The sequence below is a fragment of the Acinetobacter sp. LCT-H3 genome (assembly GCF_001866125.1).
In the GTDB taxonomy this organism is placed as follows: Bacteria; Pseudomonadota; Gammaproteobacteria; order Pseudomonadales; family Moraxellaceae; genus Acinetobacter; species Acinetobacter schindleri.
This window is the reverse complement of sequence record NZ_MODX01000002.1, coordinates 1-18,783: the sequence shown is the minus strand read 5'-3', so window position 1 is coordinate 18,783 and position 18,783 is coordinate 1. Positions and strand designations below refer to the sequence as shown.

Below are 18,783 nucleotides of genomic sequence, written 5' to 3'. Positions count from 1 at the left end.
CATGCAATCTTATGCGCCAAAAATGCTAAAGAATGTTTTTTTATGCTTTATTTTAAAAAAGAGATAAATCTGGTTCAAGCTGTTTTTCAAGACAACAGGGTTCTGCTCAAGAAAAATTATGATGATTTCAGAAGACAAGAGCTAAAAATAAAAGACATAAAAAAGAGTCCCGATTGAGACTCTTTTTTATCATTGAATCATTTAAATTAATGATGGGCTGACTTTACACGGTTGGTAATAAGGGTACCAACACCATGATCAGTGAAAATTTCTAGCAGGCTGGCATGCGGTACACGGCCATCCACAATATGCGCACTGATGACACCACCTTTCACGGCATCGAGTGCACAACCCACTTTCGGAATCATTCCGCCATAGATCACACCTGTTTCAATCAGGCGATCAACTTCCTGAGTGGTCAGGCCAGTCAGCAGATTTTTATTTTCGTCTAGCACACCGCTAATATTGGTCAGCAGAATCAGTTTTTCTGCACCCAAGGCTTCAGCCACTTTACCTGCAACCAGATCGGCATTGATATTGTAAGTATTGCCTTCCTCATCCACACCCAGCGGTGCAATCACAGGAATAAAATCGCTATTGGTAAACATTTCCAGTACATCAGTTTTGACACCAACCACTTCACCTACCAGACCCAAATCAATTTTCTGGATCGAGCCATCTTCTGCTGTTTTTTCCATCAGCAGTTTTTGTGCACGGATCAGGTTACCGTCTTTACCGGTCAGACCAATGGCACGTCCACCATGTTTGTTGATCAGATTAACGATCGATTTGTTTACGCTCCCGCCAAGCACCATTTCAACGATTTCCATGGTTGCAGGATCAGTAACACGCATGCCATCAATACGTTCAGATTCACGGCCCAGCTGTTTCAGCATAGAATCGACTTGAGGACCGCCACCATGTACCACGATCGGATTCAGACCTACAGTTTTCAGTAACACGATGTCACGAGCAAATGAACTTTCCAGCTCAGGATCGGTCATTGCGTTACCGCCATATTTCACCACTAGGGTTTTACCCGCAAAGCGTTGAATATACGGCAAAGCTTCAGTCAGAATTTGTGCTTTGTCGATGCCTGTCTGTTGATTTGGCATTCGCCTCTCCTTATTGAGCATCTAAAATGTCTTGGGCGATCGCTGGATAGCGGTCACGTAATATCGAAACGAACAGGTAACGAATTTCATTCAGGCGGCTCTGATTTTCCGCATCAAAACGCACTGTGAAGTATTCACCTGTATTGGATGCTCGAATGATGCCAAAACCATCATCAAAATCAAGACGTATACCGTCAATTTTACTAATTTGCGCGTTTAATTTACGTGATTGTGCTTCAACAAAGTCAAGTAATTCTAGTGGCTTAATCTGATGCGTCGAAACATACAGGTCCTCAGTACCCGTACGTTTTGGATAACGTGCCAGTGCTTCTGCCAGTGTCTGTCCAGTTTGATCCAGATACTCCATGACTCTGAGTGCCGCATAAACACCATCATCATAACCGCCGCCACGTCCATCATTGAAGACATAGTGTCCGGCATATTCACCACCGAAAATCGCCTGTCCTTGAGAATTCGCCAGATACTTCCGCAGGAAAGAACTTCCTGTGCGGATCATGACCGGCTTAGCGCCCAGCGCTTGTACCGTATTACGAACCAGGGTAGAACATTTCACATCAAAGACAAATTCTTTATCAACCGTATCTTTCAGACAAATTTCCGCACATAGGCATAACAACTGATCAGCCGTAATAACCTGCCCATCTGCATCGATGAGTACCAGTCGATCACCATCACCATCCAAGGCAATTCCGAGGTCGGCTCTCGTCTCTAAAACTTTTGCTTTTAACAGCTGTAAATGAGCTTCCTGTGAGGGATCCGGCGCATGATCGGGAAAATGACCGTTCGCTTCAGTTCTGATTGTCGTCAGATCACAACCAAGCTTGTTCAATACCAGAGCCGCACAACGCCCCGCTGAACCATTCAACCCATCCAGTACGACCCGATAACGACGTTTCAGTTGAATATCATTGAGAATGGACTGCTGATATTTGAGACAATATTCTGGAATAATCTCATGTTCAATCCAGTCTACCTGCTGCAGCTCATCTGAATAATATTTTTGAGCTTCCAGCCCTACCGCCTGAATCATTTCAGGACATGGGGGCTGATTATTAATCAACCACTTGATGCCATTATCTTCTCGTGGATTATGGCTTGCAGTAATCATGATACCGTTGCCACCAAATTCACGTGACGTGTAATACAGCATCGGACTAGAACAGCAGCCAATAATGTGCGCTTCAATCGCATACAGGCTTAAGGTGCGCTGGATAATATGGGAATAGGTCGGACTGGATAGCCTTGCATCATAACCAATCGCGACACGTGTCTGTCCCGCAGACTGATACTGCTGGGCCAGGCCATGTGCAATGGCATTTACCATGCTGACATTGAGTAAACTAACCTTACCGCGAATGTCATAAGCACGAAAGATTTGCATGGGGAATGGATGATGCATAAATCCCATAGATCGTAATTTCACTGCTAAATAGGAGAATATAAGTTCAGAAATCAGGTGTCATCACCATGATGTGAAACTTTAGTTTTTGTTCTAGGACCCTGTACTTTTAGCTGATTTCAGATAAATAATCAATTTAAAAAATATAACGAATGGATAAATGCCAGCTAAAAAATGGGATAAATCTTATTCTATCAACCATTAAAAAAGCCCACATTTTATTGAATGTAGGCTTTTTGAATTAGTTCTTGCCAGTATGACCGAAGCCACCTGCACCACGCTCAGTGGCTTCGAATTCATTCACAATATCGAATTGTGCTTGCACCACTGGGACGAGGACATACTGCGCCAGACGCTCACCTGGTTCCAGGCTAAATGCAGTCTGGCTACGATTCCATACCGAAACCATGAGTTCACCTTGGTAATCTGAATCGATCAGACCTACCAGATTACCCAATACGATGCCATGTTTATGACCCAGACCAGAACGTGGCAGGATCAGGCCCGCAAATGCAGGATCTTCAATATAAATAGCCAGACCAGTTTTCACGAGTACTGTTTGACCTGGTTCAATTACTGTAGTTTCGTTTACACATGCACGAAGGTCGAGTCCTGCAGAACCTGTAGTTGCATAATTTGGCATTGGCCATTCATTGCCAAGGCGTGCATCAAGGACTTTCACCTGTACTTTCATCATTTTATTCCTGTAGAAAAATATCAATAGATTAATTACTTAAATTTTAACGCTTAATCAGTGCGCGTAAATTATCCAGATAATGCTGTGCCTGCTGTTTCGGATCAATATTGCCAGCCAGCTTTTTCTTACGGCCTAACCATTCCAGTTCATCTTCTGGCAATTCATCCAGGAATCGGCTTGGCGTCATCTGCTTCATCTGACCACCAGCCTTACGCTGCTCAGCCAAGGTAATCGTCAAGCCCTGACGCGCACGGGTAATGCCCACATACATCAGACGACGTTCTTCCTCAACCGTTTCTGCCGCGATCGAGTTTTTGTGTGGCAGAATCTCTTCTTCCAGGCCAATCAGATAAACATAAGGGAATTCCAGACCTTTAGATGCATGTAGCGTCAACAGATTCACCTTATCTGTATCTTCTGCTTCCTGCTGCTGTTCCAGCATATCCAGCAGCACCATCTTACGGATCACGCTTTCGATATTCTTTTCATCCACATCTTCAGCACGGTTAATCAGGCTCTGAATACTGCTATACAGCACTTCAATATTGTCGAGCTTGGTTTTTTCCTGTGCCGGAGTTGCGGCTGATTCCTTGATGTAGTCGATATAGCCGGCTTCTACCATCATCTGGCGGATAATCGGTACTGGCTCATCATCATCCAGCAGATTGCGGGTAAAGTTATTGATGAAGTCGGCAAACTCAGCCAGCTGAGTGGTGGCTTTCTTTGGCATTGCCATGGTCAGACGCTGGTCAGCTGCCGCGGCCAAAAGCGACAGATTGTTTTCTTGCGCAAACAGACCCAATTTTTCCAACGTCACTGGTCCGATGGCACGTTTCGGTGTATTGATAATACGCAGGAAGGCACTGTCATCTTCTGGATTAATGATCAGACGCAGGTAACTCATGACATCTTTGATTTCGGCGCGCGCGAAGAAAGACTGACCACCAGAGAGCTTGTAAGGAATCTGCATCTGACGCAGCTGGGTTTCCAGAATACGTGCCTGGAAATTCCCGCGGTACAAAATTGCGTAGTCTTTCCAGTTTTTACCATTCATCAGCTTGTGCGTGATGAGATCTTTGACTACGCGTTCGGCTTCATCATCATCATTACGGCAAGTGATGACACGAATCACTTCACCATGGCCTTTGTCTGACCAGAGTTTTTTATCGAAGATATGCGGGTTGTTGCCAATAACGGTATTCGCCGCTTTTAGGATACGACTGGTCGAACGGTAGTTCTGTTCCAGCTTGATGACTTTCAGATTCGGGAAATCCTGCTGTAATAGCGCCATGTTTTCCGGTTTAGCCCCACGCCAGGCATAGATTGACTGGTCATCATCACCTACTGCAGTAAACTGGCCCATTACGCCGACCAGTAACTTCACCAGAATATACTGGGCGGTGTTGGTATCCTGATATTCATCCACCAACAAATAACGCACACGGTTCTGCCATTTATCACGCACTTCGGCGTTTTCCTGTAACAAACGCGTTGGCATCACAATCAGGTCATCGAAATCAACGGCGTTATAGGCACGCAAGTTACGTTCATACAATTGATACAAATGTGCAAACTGGACATCTTCCTGAGTTTCACACGTGGTATGAGCCTGCTCGGGTGGAATCAGATCGTTTTTCCAGTCGGAAATCATCTTCATCGCTTTTGCGATCAATTCCTTGCTTTCTGCCCCGGACAAGTTATCGCGATGCATCAGGTCCATCAGAATACGTTTACAGTCATCCGCATCCAGAATCGAGAAATTATTTTTCAGCGGTGTATGTTTTAGCTCTAAACGTAATAGATTCAGACCAAAGGTATGGAACGTCGATACTGATAAGCCTTTACCTTCCTCACGTGTGAGTAACTTACTTACTCGCTCTTTCATTTCACGTGCGGCTTTGTTGGTAAAGGTCATGGCCGTAATACGATGTGCCGGAATGCCGCAATGCTTGACCAAGTAGGCGATTTTTCTTGTGATTACTGAAGTCTTACCTGAACCCGCACCGGCAAGCACTAACAAGGGTCCTTGAGTATATTTCATGGCTTCAAGTTGCTTGTCATTTAACTGACTGGCGAGTGACATAGTGCTTCCTCTTCTAGATTCGGCTCCGATTATAGTCGGCTCAAGCTCAGTTGCCTAATTGAAAATTCATTTTCCTGCGTCATACTTCAGACATAAAAAAACCACCCGAAGGTGGTCTTTTCTGCATTCAGATCTTACTGAACAGCATATACCGCGATTTCAACACGACGGTTTTGTTCTTTACCTGCTGCAGTTGTGTTGTCTGCGATTGGGTTCGCTGAACCTAAACCTTGAGCATTAATACGTGTACGTGCAATACCTTGGCCTGCCAAGTAATTTGCTACAGAGTTCGCACGTGCTTGAGACAATGGCAAGTTAATTGAATCGTTACCAGTGCTGTCTGTATAACCAGTCACAAGAATACCGCTCTTGTTATCTTCAGTTAGAACTTGTGCAACTTTGTTCAATGTTGCATAGAAGTTTGGTTTGATATTTGACTTGTTGGTATCAAATGTAATCGCACCTGGCATTACCAGGTTGATTGAACCGTCTGGATTACGGTTTACATCTACACCAGTACCCGCAGTCGCTTGACGTAATTTTTTCTCTTTATTGTCAAGGTAAACACCCGATGCACCACCAAGTACTGCACCGATTGCCGCTGCACGGTTGTTTTGACGGCTAGTGTTTGCATTGCCTTTAGAAATACCATAACCTGCCGCAGCACCAATTACTGTACCCAAAGCTGTTTTGTCGTACTCAACACCACCGAGGTTATTACCAGTAGTTTGACAACCTGTAAGTGCTACCGCCCCTGCTACTGCTGCTGTAACTAACAATGCACGCATCGCATGCCTCCTTAACTTGTTTTGTTGTATTTGAAGAATAATGGTCAATAATTCAATCAATAACCATATCTGATTTGTTAATAATAAATCTTTTCGTAACTATTTGTAATGTTTATGTGTAACCAAAACGGTTAACTTCATCACATTTTCTCCATAGTTCTCATTCGGTACTTTTCTATTTCAGATTGAAAACGTATATTGTTAATAATATGAAAAAATTTAGTCGATTTTCAGCTTAGGACAGGGTTATATGTCGTCGGAAAGTAAAAAACAGCCTATATTAAAAAAAATTGCACGTGGCCTGACTGTGACTTCAGTAATGACGGGAAGCACCTTTTTCCATGGACCGCCAGTACTGGCCCTCGGTCTGACCAAACTAGTCAAAAAGTCATCCAAAATTGATGAAACCAATATCAAGATTACCAACAGCTGGCTTGGTGTAAACAACTGGCTAATCGAGAATGTCCTTAAAAATACCCAATGGACCATTACCATTGATGAATCTCTGGATCTGAATATGCAGGGCCGCTACCTGATGAGCTGTAATCATCAGAGCTGGGTCGATACTACCGTCAATCAATACTTCGGCTTAACCCGTATGCCATTAACTCGATTCTTTACCAAATGGGAGCTGATCTTTATTCCATTCGTCGGACAGGCATTTAAGATTCTTGGTTTTCCGATGATGAAGCGTCATACAAAGGAACAGATTGCTAAAAATCCGGCACTCAAAGATCGCGATATGGATGAAGCACGTAAATCCTGCCAGCAATTGCTGAGTCAGCCATTTACCCTGCTCAACTATCTGGAAGGTACGCGTTTTACCCAAGAGAAACATGACCAGCAACAGTCTCCCTTTAAACATTTGCTCAAACCGAAGGCCGGCGGTCTGGCCCTGGCGCTGAATATTCTGGGTGACCGTATTGATGCCTTTGTGGACATGACTATCGTTTATCCGGATGGCATACCAGGTTATGGTGAATTCTGGCTAGGCGAAGTACCCCGTATTGCGGTAGATTTAAGAAAGATTGATATTCCGAACTGGGTACTGGGCGGTAATTATGAAGAAGATGCTGAATACCGCGAGCGTTTCCAGCAATGGGTTCATCAAATTTGGACTGAGAAAGATCAGTTGATTGAAAAAATGAAGCAGGATCTGGCTCAAGCAGCCTGATGTACTGATCTGAGAGATTATGAAACCAACTCCCCCGAAAACCAGCTCCAGCGCCTTTAAGTTTTTCCGTGAAGGTACCTGGGGCTGGAAGGTCGCCTTGGCCTACGACATCTTTATGATGGTGTTAATCGTCATCAACCTGTTCTGCCTGAGTGCCAATGCCATTTTAATGAGCGACTTCGGACAATGGTTATTCGATTTTATACGTCTGCCTGAAATCCTGCAATTCTATAAGGCTGAACTGCGTCCCTGGGTGATCATTACTGAAGGCTGGTTTACGACTTTCCTGATTGGAGAGTTATTGGTGCGCTGGTTAATTGCCATAGTCTTGCGTCATCATGCCCGCTGGTGGTTCTTTCCGTTTATTCACTGGTATGAAATTCTCGCGATCGTGCCACAACTGCGTTTCCTGCGTCTGCTCCGCGCAGTAGCTATCGGCTACAACCTGCATAGCCATGGTTTCAAGGTGATTCCGTCTCGCTGGTATAAGCGTGGCAACTTCTACTACAACCTGGTTATGGAAGAATTGACCAGCCGTATTGTAGTGACCGTACTGGGCGGAATTAAACGCGAACTGACCACCAGTACCACGCACCGTCAACTAATTGATGACCTGGTCGAGCATCACCGTCAATTATTTGCGATTGCCTTGGCAGATATCCTGCAAGAAACCCTAGGCAAGGAATTACAGGCACAACGTTATATGATTTCCAAAAACGTCGGTCAGGTGGTGAATAAAGCCATTGAAGATACGCCAGAGCTGACCCGGCTGTTACGCCTAATCCCGATTGTAGGCAGTCGCATGGAACAGCAGATTCAGAGTATCGGACAACGTCTGGGAGAAAATATTACCCAAGGATTGATCGATCCGTTTACACATACTGATTACAGTAAAGATAATCCAACTTTTGCCATGATTTCTGAAAAGATCAGTCAGATCCAAATTGAACAAAATCCAAACATCGACAAACTGGTGGAGTCGGCTGTTTTTGAAACACTTGAAGCGATCCGCAAACAGGTCAAAATTAAACAGTGGCAGCAGATTCTGGAAGAAAATGAGCAAAATCAGCGTTCAACATACCTCTAATTCAGCATGAATAATGCTATGCTTTTTTATGGCATCTGATCGCATAAAAAAATAACCTGGATCGCTAGAGAATTAACGAAATTTGTTCTAGGATTTGCACTATTTACAACATTACTTCGACATAAAATTTACAAGTCAGAAGTATTAAGGAAGAACTATGGCTGATATACGGATTAGGGGCAGAATGGTCAATGCGATTCGCATTACCCTTGAAACAAATGATCATGATGCGATCCGCCAGCAATTAGCACCAAAATTACAAGCTGCTTTTCCACCGGGCACCCTGGTGGTGATTGAAAGTACTGTCGAGCAGGAACTTATCGCGCTTATCCAGCTGTTGATCAGCATGGATGTACAACCGATGGCGGTGACTGAAGGCCTGCTTGCAGATCAGGCACGTGCAATCCAGTTCCCGGTATTGCCACCTGACCGTCAGCTACAGGAAATCAAGGCAACCAAAGAACAGGTCATTGAAGTCAAACCGGAAGTTGTTAAGTCAGATGCTGGAACAGAAGAAGTTAAGGCAGCACCTGTCATTGCTCATGTGACTTCTTACCATGATGAAATCCTGCGTACTGGCCAGTGCATTGTGCAGCATCATGGCGACATTATTATCAGTGCTGGCATTAACAGCGGTTCAGAAGTGATTGCCTCTGGCAATATTCATGTTTATGGCAGTGCCCGTGGTCGTGTGATTGCCGGTGCAGGTGGCAATACTGCAGCACGCATTTTCTGTCATGCACTGGAAGCAGAACTGATTTCGATTGCAGGTACCTATTGTGTTGCAGACGACATTCCACCGCATGTGGTGAAAAAGCCTGTGCATATTTACTTGAATGATCAACTAGAGCTTGTATTTGAAGCTCTAGAATTTTAATGTATAAATAAACACCAAAACCCTATGTTAAATAGGGAATTTAAACCATAACAGGAGTGGATTCGGTGGCGAAAATTGTTGTCGTAACGTCAGGCAAAGGTGGTGTAGGTAAAACTACAACAAGTGCATCTTTTGCAACAGGTTTAGCCCTACGTGGCCACAAAACTGTTGTTATCGACTTTGACGTGGGTTTACGTAACCTTGACTTGATCATGGGTTGTGAACGCCGCGTTGTTTATGATTTTGTGAATGTTTTAAATAACGAAGCGCGATTACAACAAGCGCTTATTCGCGATAAGGATATTGAGAACTTATATATTCTGCCAGCGTCTCAAACACGTGATAAAGATGCCCTCACTGATGAAGGTGTTGCACGTGTAATGGATGAACTGTCGCAGGAATTTGACTACATTATTTGTGACTCACCTGCGGGGATCGAACGTGGTGCCATCATGGCCATGTACCATGCTGATGAAGCCATCATTGTCACTAACCCTGAAATTTCTTCAGTACGTGACTCTGACCGTATCATTGGTATGCTCGACAGCAAGACTAAAAAAGTAGAACAAAATGAAGGCCGCATCCGTAAACATCTGTGTATCACACGTTTCAATCCTGAACGCGCGGATAAACAGGAAATGTTGACCATTGATGACATTTCTAAAGATATTTTACGTGTGCCAACTCTGGGTGTAATTCCTGAGTGTCCAAGTGTCCTGCAAGCATCGAACGAAGGCAAGCCAGTTATCAACTTTACTGCTTCTGCTGCAGGTCAGGCTTATGATGACCTGGTTGCACGCTTCCTGGGTGAAGAGCGTCCTTACCGTCATATTGAAGTGAAACCAAAGGGCTGGTTAGCTCGATTATTTGGAGCATAAGCATGGCTGGATTCTGGAGTAAGCTTTTTAGCAGTGAAGATAAACCGTCTAGCGCACAAACCGCGAAAGACCGTTTAAAGGTAATTGTTGCATCTGAACAGGGTCTGGGACGTCGTTTAAGCCAGGACAAGATTGACATGATGAAGAAAGAAATCATGCAGGTGGTCAATCGTTATGTTCGCGGTGTAGATGAACAGCATATTCAAATGCAGGTCCGTTCTGAAGCGAATATTGAAATGCTTGAAATGAATATCAATTTACCTGAAGAACGATAATTTGATTTTTGATTAGTCAATTAAATTGATTCAAGGCAAAATATGAGACTGAACAAAGCACTGCTTTGTTCAGTCGCAAGACGAGAAGCTTTGCTTCGAGTGGAGGGGATCTACCAAGTATTTAACTTGTACAACCGAAAAACGAGAAGCGATGCTTCGAGTGGACTGGTGATACAAAGTTTACTTTACCTAACCACAAGATCCGAAGTTTAGCTTCAAGGTAGACAGAGAACATTAAAAATACTTTGTCACTTGCGTACTCAAATTTTGCCTTTTTCATGTCGAAAATTATATCAAGGAGCTTGTGATGGCATTGTCTCAACCGGCAACGTTTAACGAAGAATGGTCAGATGAGCGTGTATTTGCCTATCTCACTCAATTACCTCCTGCAGGCGTAAACGCAGACTTTCATGTGCTCTATCATGCTTATAAACACATGCGTCCTTTTGACTATGAGCGCCTGTTGACTCAATTCGTTGCAGAGGGTCGTGATATCAATGCTACTAACCCTGAAGGTGAACGCATTCATGACGTGATCGCGAAATTCCCGCGTCACAGTGCTGAGTTCCTTGAAGTATTGGCCAAGTTCGCTTAAGACTTTGCTGATGCAATAAAAAAGCCTGCTTCATGCAGGCTTTTTTATTGGTGGAGATGCTGAATTAGATCAGAATCTCACGCTTACCATTCGCGCCCATCGCGCTCACCACACCATTTTCTTCCATCTGGTCGATGATTCGGGCAGCACGGTTATAACCGAGGCTAAACTTACGCTGTAGCGATGATGTAGATGCCTTACGAGTTTCCAGTACGAAAGACACACACTGGTCATACAGTGGATCACGGTCAGAAGCACTATCGCCACCATCTTCAAAGCCACGACTTGTTGGTTCTTCATCAAATGGAGTTAGAATTTCATCAACATAGTTCGGTGCACCACGCTCACGCCAGGCATCACAAATACGGTTAACTTCATCATCGGCAATAAAGGCACCATGCACACGCTCAGGCTCAATCTTACCTGGCCCCAGAAACAGCATGTCACCATGACCAAGCAGGTCTTCTGCACCACCTGCATCCAGAATGGTACGCGAGTCGATTTTCGAGTTTACACGCAGTGCTACACGTGTTGGGATGTTGGCTTTGATCAGACCGGTAATCACATCCACCGATGGGCGTTGAGTTGCCAGTAACAGATGAATCCCCGCAGCACGAGATTTCTGTGCCAGTCGAGTAATCATTTCTTCCGCTTTTTTACCGACCTGCATGATCATATCTGCGAACTCGTCCGCGACAATCACAATCGATGGTAATGGTGTCAAACGTGGTGCACGTTCCCCTGCCACCGATTCACTGGCTTTCCAGGTTGGATCAAACAGATCTTCACCATTGGCAATGGCTTCTTCAACCTTACGGTTGTAGTCGCTTAGCTTACGAATTTTCAGGAAGGACATCAGCTTATAACGACGTTCCATTTCATTGACACACCAGTTCAGTGCACTGACTGCATCTTTCATGTCCGTGACGACAGGCGTCAACAGGTGTGGAATATCGTTATAGTTTGCGAGTTCCAACTGTTTCGGATCAATCAGGATCAGACGTAATTGATCAGGTGTGTACTTGAGCAGCATCGACAAAATCATCGAGTTTACTGCAACCGACTTACCAGAACCGGTTGTACCGGCAACCAGCATATGCGGTGCCTTACCAAGTTCAGTAATCACCGGATTGCCAGAAATATCTTTACCCATCGCCATCGACAGGATGGCACTTGCATCTTCAAATTTCGGCGTTTTAACCAGCTCGATCAGGCGTACCATTTCACGGGTGCTGTTTGGTACTTCAATCCCGATATATGGCTTTCCTGGAATCACTTCAACCACACGCACCGAAGCCATCGACATGGAACGCGCCAGGTCGCGGGAAATATTGGTTACTTTAGAGGCTTTTACACCTGGTGCCAGATCCAGTTCAAAACGAGTGACCACTGGGCCAGGCTGCGCTTCAACCACTTTGGCCTTGACGTTAAATTCTTGTAGTTTGATTTCTAGTAATTCAGACAGACGTGATAATTGCTCTTCGGTGAAATTGACTTTCTTGTTCGGATCAACTTCATCCAGTAGTTCCAGACCTGGTAATGGCGAAAGATCTTTACGGCGTTCAGCCACCATCATGGCGCGTGACAATGGACGACCCATCGAGTCAGTCAGTGGAGCATCAAAATCGAATTCATCTTCTTCTTGAGGAGCGCCTGCAGTTTCATGCCATGCTTCAATAAATTCTTCTTTGGATAATGCCGCTTTCACTGCATCAATAGTATTGTGCTGATTTGTATTTTGTTGAAGAGCTGTCTGAGCAGTCGAGTTGCTTTCAGGTGCAGAAACTTCTATGCCTTGATGCTGAATCGGTGCCTGTAAAAAAGCGGAAGATTGCGCATAGCTGGAAGCACGGGCTGGCTTTTCTGGCTCAATATCCTCGACCAGCAAATCATCCAGATCATCAAAATCAGTTTCTAGCCCCGTGTTACATATTGCGGACGTAGAAACCGGTGGAATACTGATGCCTGTTGCCACAGCTGCAGTCGCTGCCGCACCTTTGGGCAAGTCTTCGACAATTCTTAAGGTTGGCTGTTCAGTAGCTGCTTGCGCAGTAAATGGACTATGCACATCCGTCGCAGTTTTACCCGGCGGTACAGCTGCCAATAGCTCATCAAAGATTTCATCATCATCCCAATCCAGACCTTTTTTCGTCGTCACAGACGGTACAGGTGTTTCAGTTTTGAGATGTGCCTTGATTTCCTGAATTGGAGCAATTGTTGTAGGGGCTGCAGGGGTACGTTGTTGTTCTTCCGCTGCTTTTAATAAAGCATCGATATCCTGTTTATGGCGCTGATCCTCATCAGAATGCAAGGCACGCCAAACTTCGCCCGTGGTAATTACGCGATCTGGATCCTGAATCAGGCGATGCGCTTTTTCCAGCGTTTTTTCAAATTCTTCATCTTCCGGACTAAGTTCAGGTTCAATATGTTTTTTCTGTTGCGCCTTGAATTCACGGTCAGCAATGTCATCAAACAGGCGCTCGGCTACATGGTCACGAACTACGGGATCTATTTCTACAGGCTCATGCTCAGGTACAGGAACCACCGGCGTTGAGATGCTCTTTTTAGCAGGGCTGCTGGCGATATCTTTCTTGGCAACTGCCATAGAGCGATCAAACTCGCCCTCCCCTTCCGGGACATTACGATAAAACAGATCCTGTAAATATGCAGGCGTTGCTTTCAGGCTGCTCCAGGTCTTGTTCCATTTCACGCCAAAGGCCAAGGTAAACAGCATGACCCATAAACCCACCAGAAACACTGCCGCACCGTATATCGTCAATAGCTGTTCAAGACTCTGACCTAATTCATAACCGATAATGCCGCCCGACGAATTATCCAGTGTATCAGCAGGAACTTCCCAGAACAGGAACAGTAAGGCAGAAGTGGTCAGTAACAGGAAGAATTGTGCTGCATAACGGAATGGCCGGTTCAGGAAGCTGTGTGGCCACCACACCTGTACCGCTTCTACGAACAGATATAATGGAATGAGTAAGCTCGCCCAGCCCAGAAAACCAAACAGTAAGTCTGAAATCCATGCACCTGCAACCCCACTGGCATTTGAAACCGTCTGGGTGTCACTGGAAATGTGCATCCACCCCGGGTCAAATGGTGTATAGGTCACTGTTGCAAGAAACAGATAGATCCCAAATGAGACCAAAAATAATGTCATTACTAAGCGCTGTGCATAAGCACTCGACACCGTTGTCATATACTGTCCTGTAGCCAATTCTTCATGAATGTTCTTTTGCTATTATGATTCAAAAAAACGACGCAATAAAATGCCTATTATGCACCTGTTACACGAAAAAAGATGCAGTATTGTGCAACTGCACATAGGTCTTGTTCTTTATCACTTCTATATAGCTCAAATCGATTTGGATGATCAATAATATCGACTTTAATCTCACACCACTGTTATACAGTTTCACGTATAATTCAATAAATTTCTAAATACAAAAAGGATAGCCCGATGAGCGCACGTCACTCAAGACTGATTATTTTAGGTTCCGGCCCTGCTGGCTATAGCGCCGCTGTGTATGCAGCGCGTGCAAACTTAAAACCGACACTCATTGCAGGTCTGCAACTTGGTGGTCAGCTGACAACGACGACTGAAGTGGACAACTGGCCAGGTGATCCTGAAGGCCTGACTGGTCCAGTATTGATGGAACGTATGCAGGCGCATGCGGAACGTTTCGGTACTGAAATCGTGTATGACCATATCAATGAAGTAGATCTGAACGTACGTCCTTTCGTATTAAAAGGTGACATGGAAGAGTTCACTTGTGACGCCTTGATCATTTGTACCGGTGCGACTGCGCAATACCTGGGTCTTGAATCTGAAGCTGCATTTATGGGTCAAGGCGTGAGCGCATGTGCGACCTGTGATGGTTTCTTCTATAAAAACCAGAAAGTCATGGTTGTCGGTGGTGGCAATACTGCGGTAGAAGAAGCGCTTTACCTGTCAAATATCGCATCTCACGTAACTTTGGTACATCGTCGTGACAGCCTGCGTTCTGAAAAAATTCTTCAGGACCATCTGTTTGAAAAAGAGAAAGAAGGCAAAATCAGCATCATCTGGAATCATCAAGTAGATGAAGTTCTGGGTGATGCCAAAGCAGGCGTAACTTCTGTACGTTTGAAATCAACTCAAGATGATTCGACTCAAGAAGTTGAAGTTTCAGGCATGTTCGTTGCGATTGGCCATAAGCCAAACAGCAGCATGTTTGAAGGTCAATTACAGCTTCGTGATGGTTATATCCAGGTGCAAAGCGGTACTGCGGGCAATGCAACGCAAACTTCTATTCCTGGCGTATTTGCTGCGGGTGATATTGCGGATAGCGTATACCGTCAGGCAATTACCTCTGCAGGTTCGGGCTGTATGGCCGCACTGGATGCAGAAAAATATCTCGATGCGATGGGCAAGTTAGACTAAGCAGCGAAAATGAGAAAGCCGTCCATCTTGGGCGGTTTTTTTATGTATGATAAATACTGATGATTCTAAAACCAGGTTCAAGCATGCAACATCTTCCTCCTTCACAGTTCATTTTCCCCAATCCTGTAGAAGTGGATCTTGAAGGAGAAGGACTGATTTGTATTGGCGCCGATCTCACTCCATCTACCCTGTTTGAAGCCTATTCACATGGCCTATTTCCATGGTTCTCCGAAGGTGGTCCAATCTGCTGGTGGAGCCCGGAACCACGTTGCATTATCCGACCACAGGATTATCATCCAAGTAAATCGCTGGTTCGAAATATGAAAAAGTATGATTATAAAATTACTGTGAATCATGCTTTTGAACGGGTTATCCGTTCCTGTTCACTGCCTCGTGCTTATGCCGATGACACCTGGATTAGCGAAGATATTATTCAGGGTTACTGTGATATGTTCGAAGCCGGTTATGGCTATAGCATTGAAGTCTGGGATGAAGAGCAAGTGGTGGGCGGATTATATGGTATCACCATTGGACAGGGCTGTTTTGGTGAATCCATGTTCAGCACCCAGACCGATGTCTCGAAAATGGCCTTTTATACCTTAATGCTGATTGGTCAGGAAAATCAGCTGCCCTGGATTGACTGCCAGTTGGTCAATGACCACCTGCTGAGCCTTGGTGCCAGTACAATTTCTCGCCAAGCGTATCTTAATTCGTTACAGGATGTGATAAAACGCCCACCTATCAATTGGCAAAAGTATCAGGAGGGTGTATTTTCAAGTAAAACAATAGCGTTAAACGCGCGATTAAATGAATGAAAATAACAGAGGGAATTTGTCATGAACTCCTATCAACCAAAATCCCTACTGAACGATTTACAGTATTATATTACCCCGCCACACGATTGCAGCTATCTGCCCAATAAGTCTGCACGTATGGTTTTTCTCGATCCCTCACATCGCATAGATGTGGTGACACTTTCTGAATTATCCCGTACCGGTTTCCGCCGTAGTGGCGATTTTGTGTATCGTCCTGAATGTCACCTGTGCCGTCAATGCCTTTCCTCTCGTGTACCCGTGCGTGAATTCAGCATGAACAGTTCGCAAAAAAAGGCATGGAAAAGAAATCAGGACTTAAGCCTGCGCATTACTGCACCGCAGCAAGCAAATGATAGCCACTATGCGCTGTATGAACGCTATATCAATGAACGCCACGCCGATGGCGATATGTATCCACCAAGCCGGGATCAGTTTGAAAAGTTTTTGTTGCAAAGCTGTACCGATAGCTTTTTCCTGGAACTCTGGAAAGATAACCGGCTGATTAGTGTATCGACCTGTGATCTGCTCGACGATGGAATTTCTGCGGTTTATACCTTCTTTGATCCGGATGAAAATCGACGTTCACTCGGTGTTTTTGCAATTCTAAAACAGATTGAACATGCTCAGAAATTAGAGCTGCCTTTTATTTATCTGGGTTACTGGGTCCCGCATTCCAGCAAGATGAATTACAAGTCTCAATACCTGCCGCTTGAATTGCTGATTGATGGCCAATGGCGTCGATTAAACCGCTCGCTCAATGCGGCGGAGATTGAACACTTGGGAAACTCCTTGATGACGACCCTACCCTCCGGATGGAATAATCCCATCATCAAGTAAGATGGTCGTCACTAAAAGGAGTGTTAATCTGATTTATTTAAACAGACTGGCAAAGTCGTCCGTACATGCCTTCACCATAATGATGGCATGTTCACGACCACCGCCCGAGTTTGGATAGTAATTCTTGCGCAGGTCAATCTGGTGAAAACCAGCCTTTTCATAAAGACGAATTGCAGCTGTATTTGATTCACGTACTTCTAGGAAAATCTGTACCGGATTATTTTTCAGTAACTGGATAGATTCTTCTAGCAACTGAAAACCAAGACCTTTACCCTGCTGGCTTGGGTCAATTGCCATGAGTAATAAATTGGCTTCATCCAGTACCGGTTGCAAAATACAAAAGCCCACCACTTTACCTGCATATTCAATAATAGTGCTCTGATAAGCACTAACGGCTTCCTCGAACTGGGTTCTGGTCCAAGGATGAGATTGCACTTGTTGCTCAATCTGGGTGACCGCATTTATATCTGCTATTTGCATCAAACGAATCATGTTCGTTCATCTATCAATAAAAATCTCCTGCGCATTATAGAAACTTTATGCTGAAAATCGAGTAAAAAAAAGAGCGATTTCAATCGCCCTATTTTAGTGTCAGATTAAAGACCAAGTTTGCCTTTCCAGTGTGCCAGCAAACTGTGTGTGTCATGGTCATTTGGATGAAAACCCGGCTTGAAGTACATCGCCATTTCACGCCCCATACCAGTAATTACACCTTTGGACGGACTATAACCATATTCGTAAATGTCCTTGAGGGATTCCAGGTTTAACTGACGATCTTCCTTCAGCAGACGCATGACAAAATAGCTTTGTACAAAGAACAAAGTCACCATAGCGATCACCATTGAACTGGTACGTAACAGATATGACTTTAAGCCTTTTCCAAACACGCCTTCAAACACGTCATAGGCCACAGCTTTATGCTCATTTTCTTCAATGGCATGCCACAACCACATGGTTTTCATGGTGTCATCTTTCATCAGTTCCTGAATATGACTATTGGTCAGCAACTGAGAGGCAATAGTCGCAGTAAAATGTTCAAGTGCGGTCGTTGCAGTCAAATCTACCATTTCCTGAGTAATTCCCACAGGCTTGGCTAATTTTGCCATGACTTTACGGGTTGTTTGAATGACTTTATCGGTATAAAGATCCAAGGTATCAACATCATGGCCGTATTTTTGCGCTGAGGCATTGAAGCCGACATGTTCTTGGGTATGCATCGCTTCTTGCCCAATGAAAGCAGAGATTTCTTTTTGCAGTGCTTCATTGTCTTTAAGCTTGGGATGATTACGTACCGCACGCACACTGTCGATAAAGAATTTTTCACCTGCGGGAAACAAGGCAGACAATGCTGTCATAAAATGAGTCAGCCCGGCTGAACCATTCATCCAATATTCTGGAACCTGTTCAAAATCAAAGTTCATTCGACGTACAGGAAAACTTGCACCGGCACGATGAGTAATTTTTACTTCAGCATTCATATAACGCCTCCTGACAGATCTTCTCGACCCGGCCATATTTTTCTATTTTCTTATTGGTATCTTACTCAGTTATCTGCTTGACATCATTGCAGTTAAGGTCAGCTGAATATCACTTTAGGACAGCGCTCTAATTTTGTTAGACAATTTATTTTTCGCTTTAGATAAACAAAAAAAAGCGTCCCAAAGGGACGCTTTTTTTACACAATCAGTGATTATGCAGTAACGCGAGATA

At 44.5% G+C, this 18,783-nt stretch carries 17 protein-coding genes; 9 read left to right on the top strand and 8 right to left on the bottom strand.

Features of this window, described 5'->3' with window-relative positions:
• Window positions 1-206 precede the first annotated feature (206 nt).
• The 5 genes from argB to BK820_RS01555 form a co-directional block, all read right to left on the bottom strand.
• Window positions 207-1,115: an acetylglutamate kinase gene (gene argB, locus BK820_RS01575; RefSeq protein ID WP_004893327.1), complete on the bottom strand. Its 909-nt coding sequence runs from the start codon at window positions 1,113-1,115 to the stop codon at window positions 207-209.
• A gap of 10 nt (window positions 1,116-1,125) precedes the next feature.
• Complete coding sequence (locus tag BK820_RS01570) at window positions 1,126-2,544, bottom strand: phosphomannomutase/phosphoglucomutase (RefSeq protein WP_071319897.1); 1,419 nt, start codon at window positions 2,542-2,544, stop codon at window positions 1,126-1,128.
• Window positions 2,545-2,776: 232 nt separating this feature from the next.
• Window positions 2,777-3,229 (bottom strand): dUTP diphosphatase, encoded by a 453-nt coding sequence (gene dut, locus BK820_RS01565; RefSeq protein WP_008305534.1) that lies wholly within the window; start codon window positions 3,227-3,229, stop codon window positions 2,777-2,779.
• Between the two features lie 46 nt (window positions 3,230-3,275).
• Window positions 3,276-5,315 (bottom strand): UvrD-helicase domain-containing protein, encoded by a 2,040-nt coding sequence (locus BK820_RS01560; protein WP_004893324.1) that lies wholly within the window; start codon window positions 5,313-5,315, stop codon window positions 3,276-3,278.
• Between the two features lie 134 nt (window positions 5,316-5,449).
• The gene (locus BK820_RS01555; RefSeq protein ID WP_071319896.1) at window positions 5,450-6,103 is read right to left on the bottom strand and encodes a YiaD family glycine zipper/OmpA-like lipoprotein; all 654 of its coding nucleotides are present in this window, start codon (window positions 6,101-6,103) and stop codon (window positions 5,450-5,452) included.
• 250 nt (window positions 6,104-6,353) lie between these two features.
• Here BK820_RS01555 and yihG point away from each other — a divergent pair, with 250 nt between their 5' ends.
• From yihG to BK820_RS01525, 6 genes are all read left to right on the top strand, one after another.
• Window positions 6,354-7,277 carry a 1-acylglycerol-3-phosphate O-acyltransferase, YihG family gene (gene yihG, locus BK820_RS01550; protein ID WP_071319895.1) on the top strand — a complete coding sequence of 308 codons (924 nt, stop codon included), beginning with the start codon at window positions 6,354-6,356 and terminating at the stop codon, window positions 7,275-7,277.
• A 19-nt stretch (window positions 7,278-7,296) separates the two neighbouring features.
• The gene (locus BK820_RS01545) at window positions 7,297-8,364 is read left to right on the top strand and encodes a hypothetical protein (protein ID WP_071319894.1); all 1,068 of its coding nucleotides are present in this window, start codon (window positions 7,297-7,299) and stop codon (window positions 8,362-8,364) included.
• Between the two features lie 157 nt (window positions 8,365-8,521).
• Window positions 8,522-9,241: a septum site-determining protein MinC gene (minC, locus tag BK820_RS01540; protein WP_071319893.1), complete on the top strand. Its 720-nt coding sequence runs from the start codon at window positions 8,522-8,524 to the stop codon at window positions 9,239-9,241.
• Window positions 9,242-9,306: 65 nt separating this feature from the next.
• Entirely contained in the window at window positions 9,307-10,119 is an 813-nt protein-coding gene (gene minD, locus BK820_RS01535) for a septum site-determining protein MinD (RefSeq protein WP_004811150.1), read from the top strand.
• A 2-nt stretch (window positions 10,120-10,121) separates the two neighbouring features.
• Window positions 10,122-10,394, top strand: coding sequence for a cell division topological specificity factor MinE (gene minE / locus BK820_RS01530; protein ID WP_071319892.1), 273 nt, complete (start codon window positions 10,122-10,124; stop codon window positions 10,392-10,394).
• 307 nt (window positions 10,395-10,701) lie between these two features.
• A complete protein-coding gene (locus BK820_RS01525) occupies window positions 10,702-10,989 on the top strand; it encodes a PA4642 family protein (RefSeq protein WP_004893317.1) in 288 nt (95 codons plus the stop codon).
• 64 nt (window positions 10,990-11,053) lie between these two features.
• Here the strand turns inward: BK820_RS01525 and BK820_RS01520 are convergent, their stop codons facing one another.
• Complete coding sequence (locus BK820_RS01520) at window positions 11,054-14,197, bottom strand: DNA translocase FtsK (RefSeq protein ID WP_071319891.1); 3,144 nt, start codon at window positions 14,195-14,197, stop codon at window positions 11,054-11,056.
• A gap of 261 nt (window positions 14,198-14,458) precedes the next feature.
• Here BK820_RS01520 and trxB point away from each other — a divergent pair, with 261 nt between their 5' ends.
• From trxB to BK820_RS01505, 3 genes are all read left to right on the top strand, one after another.
• Window positions 14,459-15,421 carry a thioredoxin-disulfide reductase gene (gene trxB / locus BK820_RS01515; protein ID WP_004811157.1) on the top strand — a complete coding sequence of 321 codons (963 nt, stop codon included), beginning with the start codon at window positions 14,459-14,461 and terminating at the stop codon, window positions 15,419-15,421.
• Window positions 15,422-15,504: 83 nt separating this feature from the next.
• Complete coding sequence (gene aat, locus BK820_RS01510) at window positions 15,505-16,236, top strand: leucyl/phenylalanyl-tRNA--protein transferase (RefSeq protein WP_071319990.1); 732 nt, start codon at window positions 15,505-15,507, stop codon at window positions 16,234-16,236.
• 21 nt (window positions 16,237-16,257) lie between these two features.
• On the top strand, window positions 16,258-17,073 hold the full coding sequence (locus tag BK820_RS01505; protein WP_071319890.1) for an arginyltransferase: 816 nt from the start codon (window positions 16,258-16,260) through the stop codon (window positions 17,071-17,073).
• Window positions 17,074-17,106: 33 nt separating this feature from the next.
• On the opposite strand, the gene rimI is transcribed toward BK820_RS01505, so the two are convergent.
• Both rimI and BK820_RS01495 read right to left on the bottom strand, forming a co-directional pair.
• Window positions 17,107-17,565: a ribosomal protein S18-alanine N-acetyltransferase gene (gene rimI, locus BK820_RS01500; RefSeq protein WP_071319889.1), complete on the bottom strand. Its 459-nt coding sequence runs from the start codon at window positions 17,563-17,565 to the stop codon at window positions 17,107-17,109.
• A 104-nt stretch (window positions 17,566-17,669) separates the two neighbouring features.
• Window positions 17,670-18,551, bottom strand: coding sequence for a metal-dependent hydrolase (locus tag BK820_RS01495; protein WP_071319888.1), 882 nt, complete (start codon window positions 18,549-18,551; stop codon window positions 17,670-17,672).
• Window positions 18,552-18,783 lie beyond the last annotated feature (232 nt).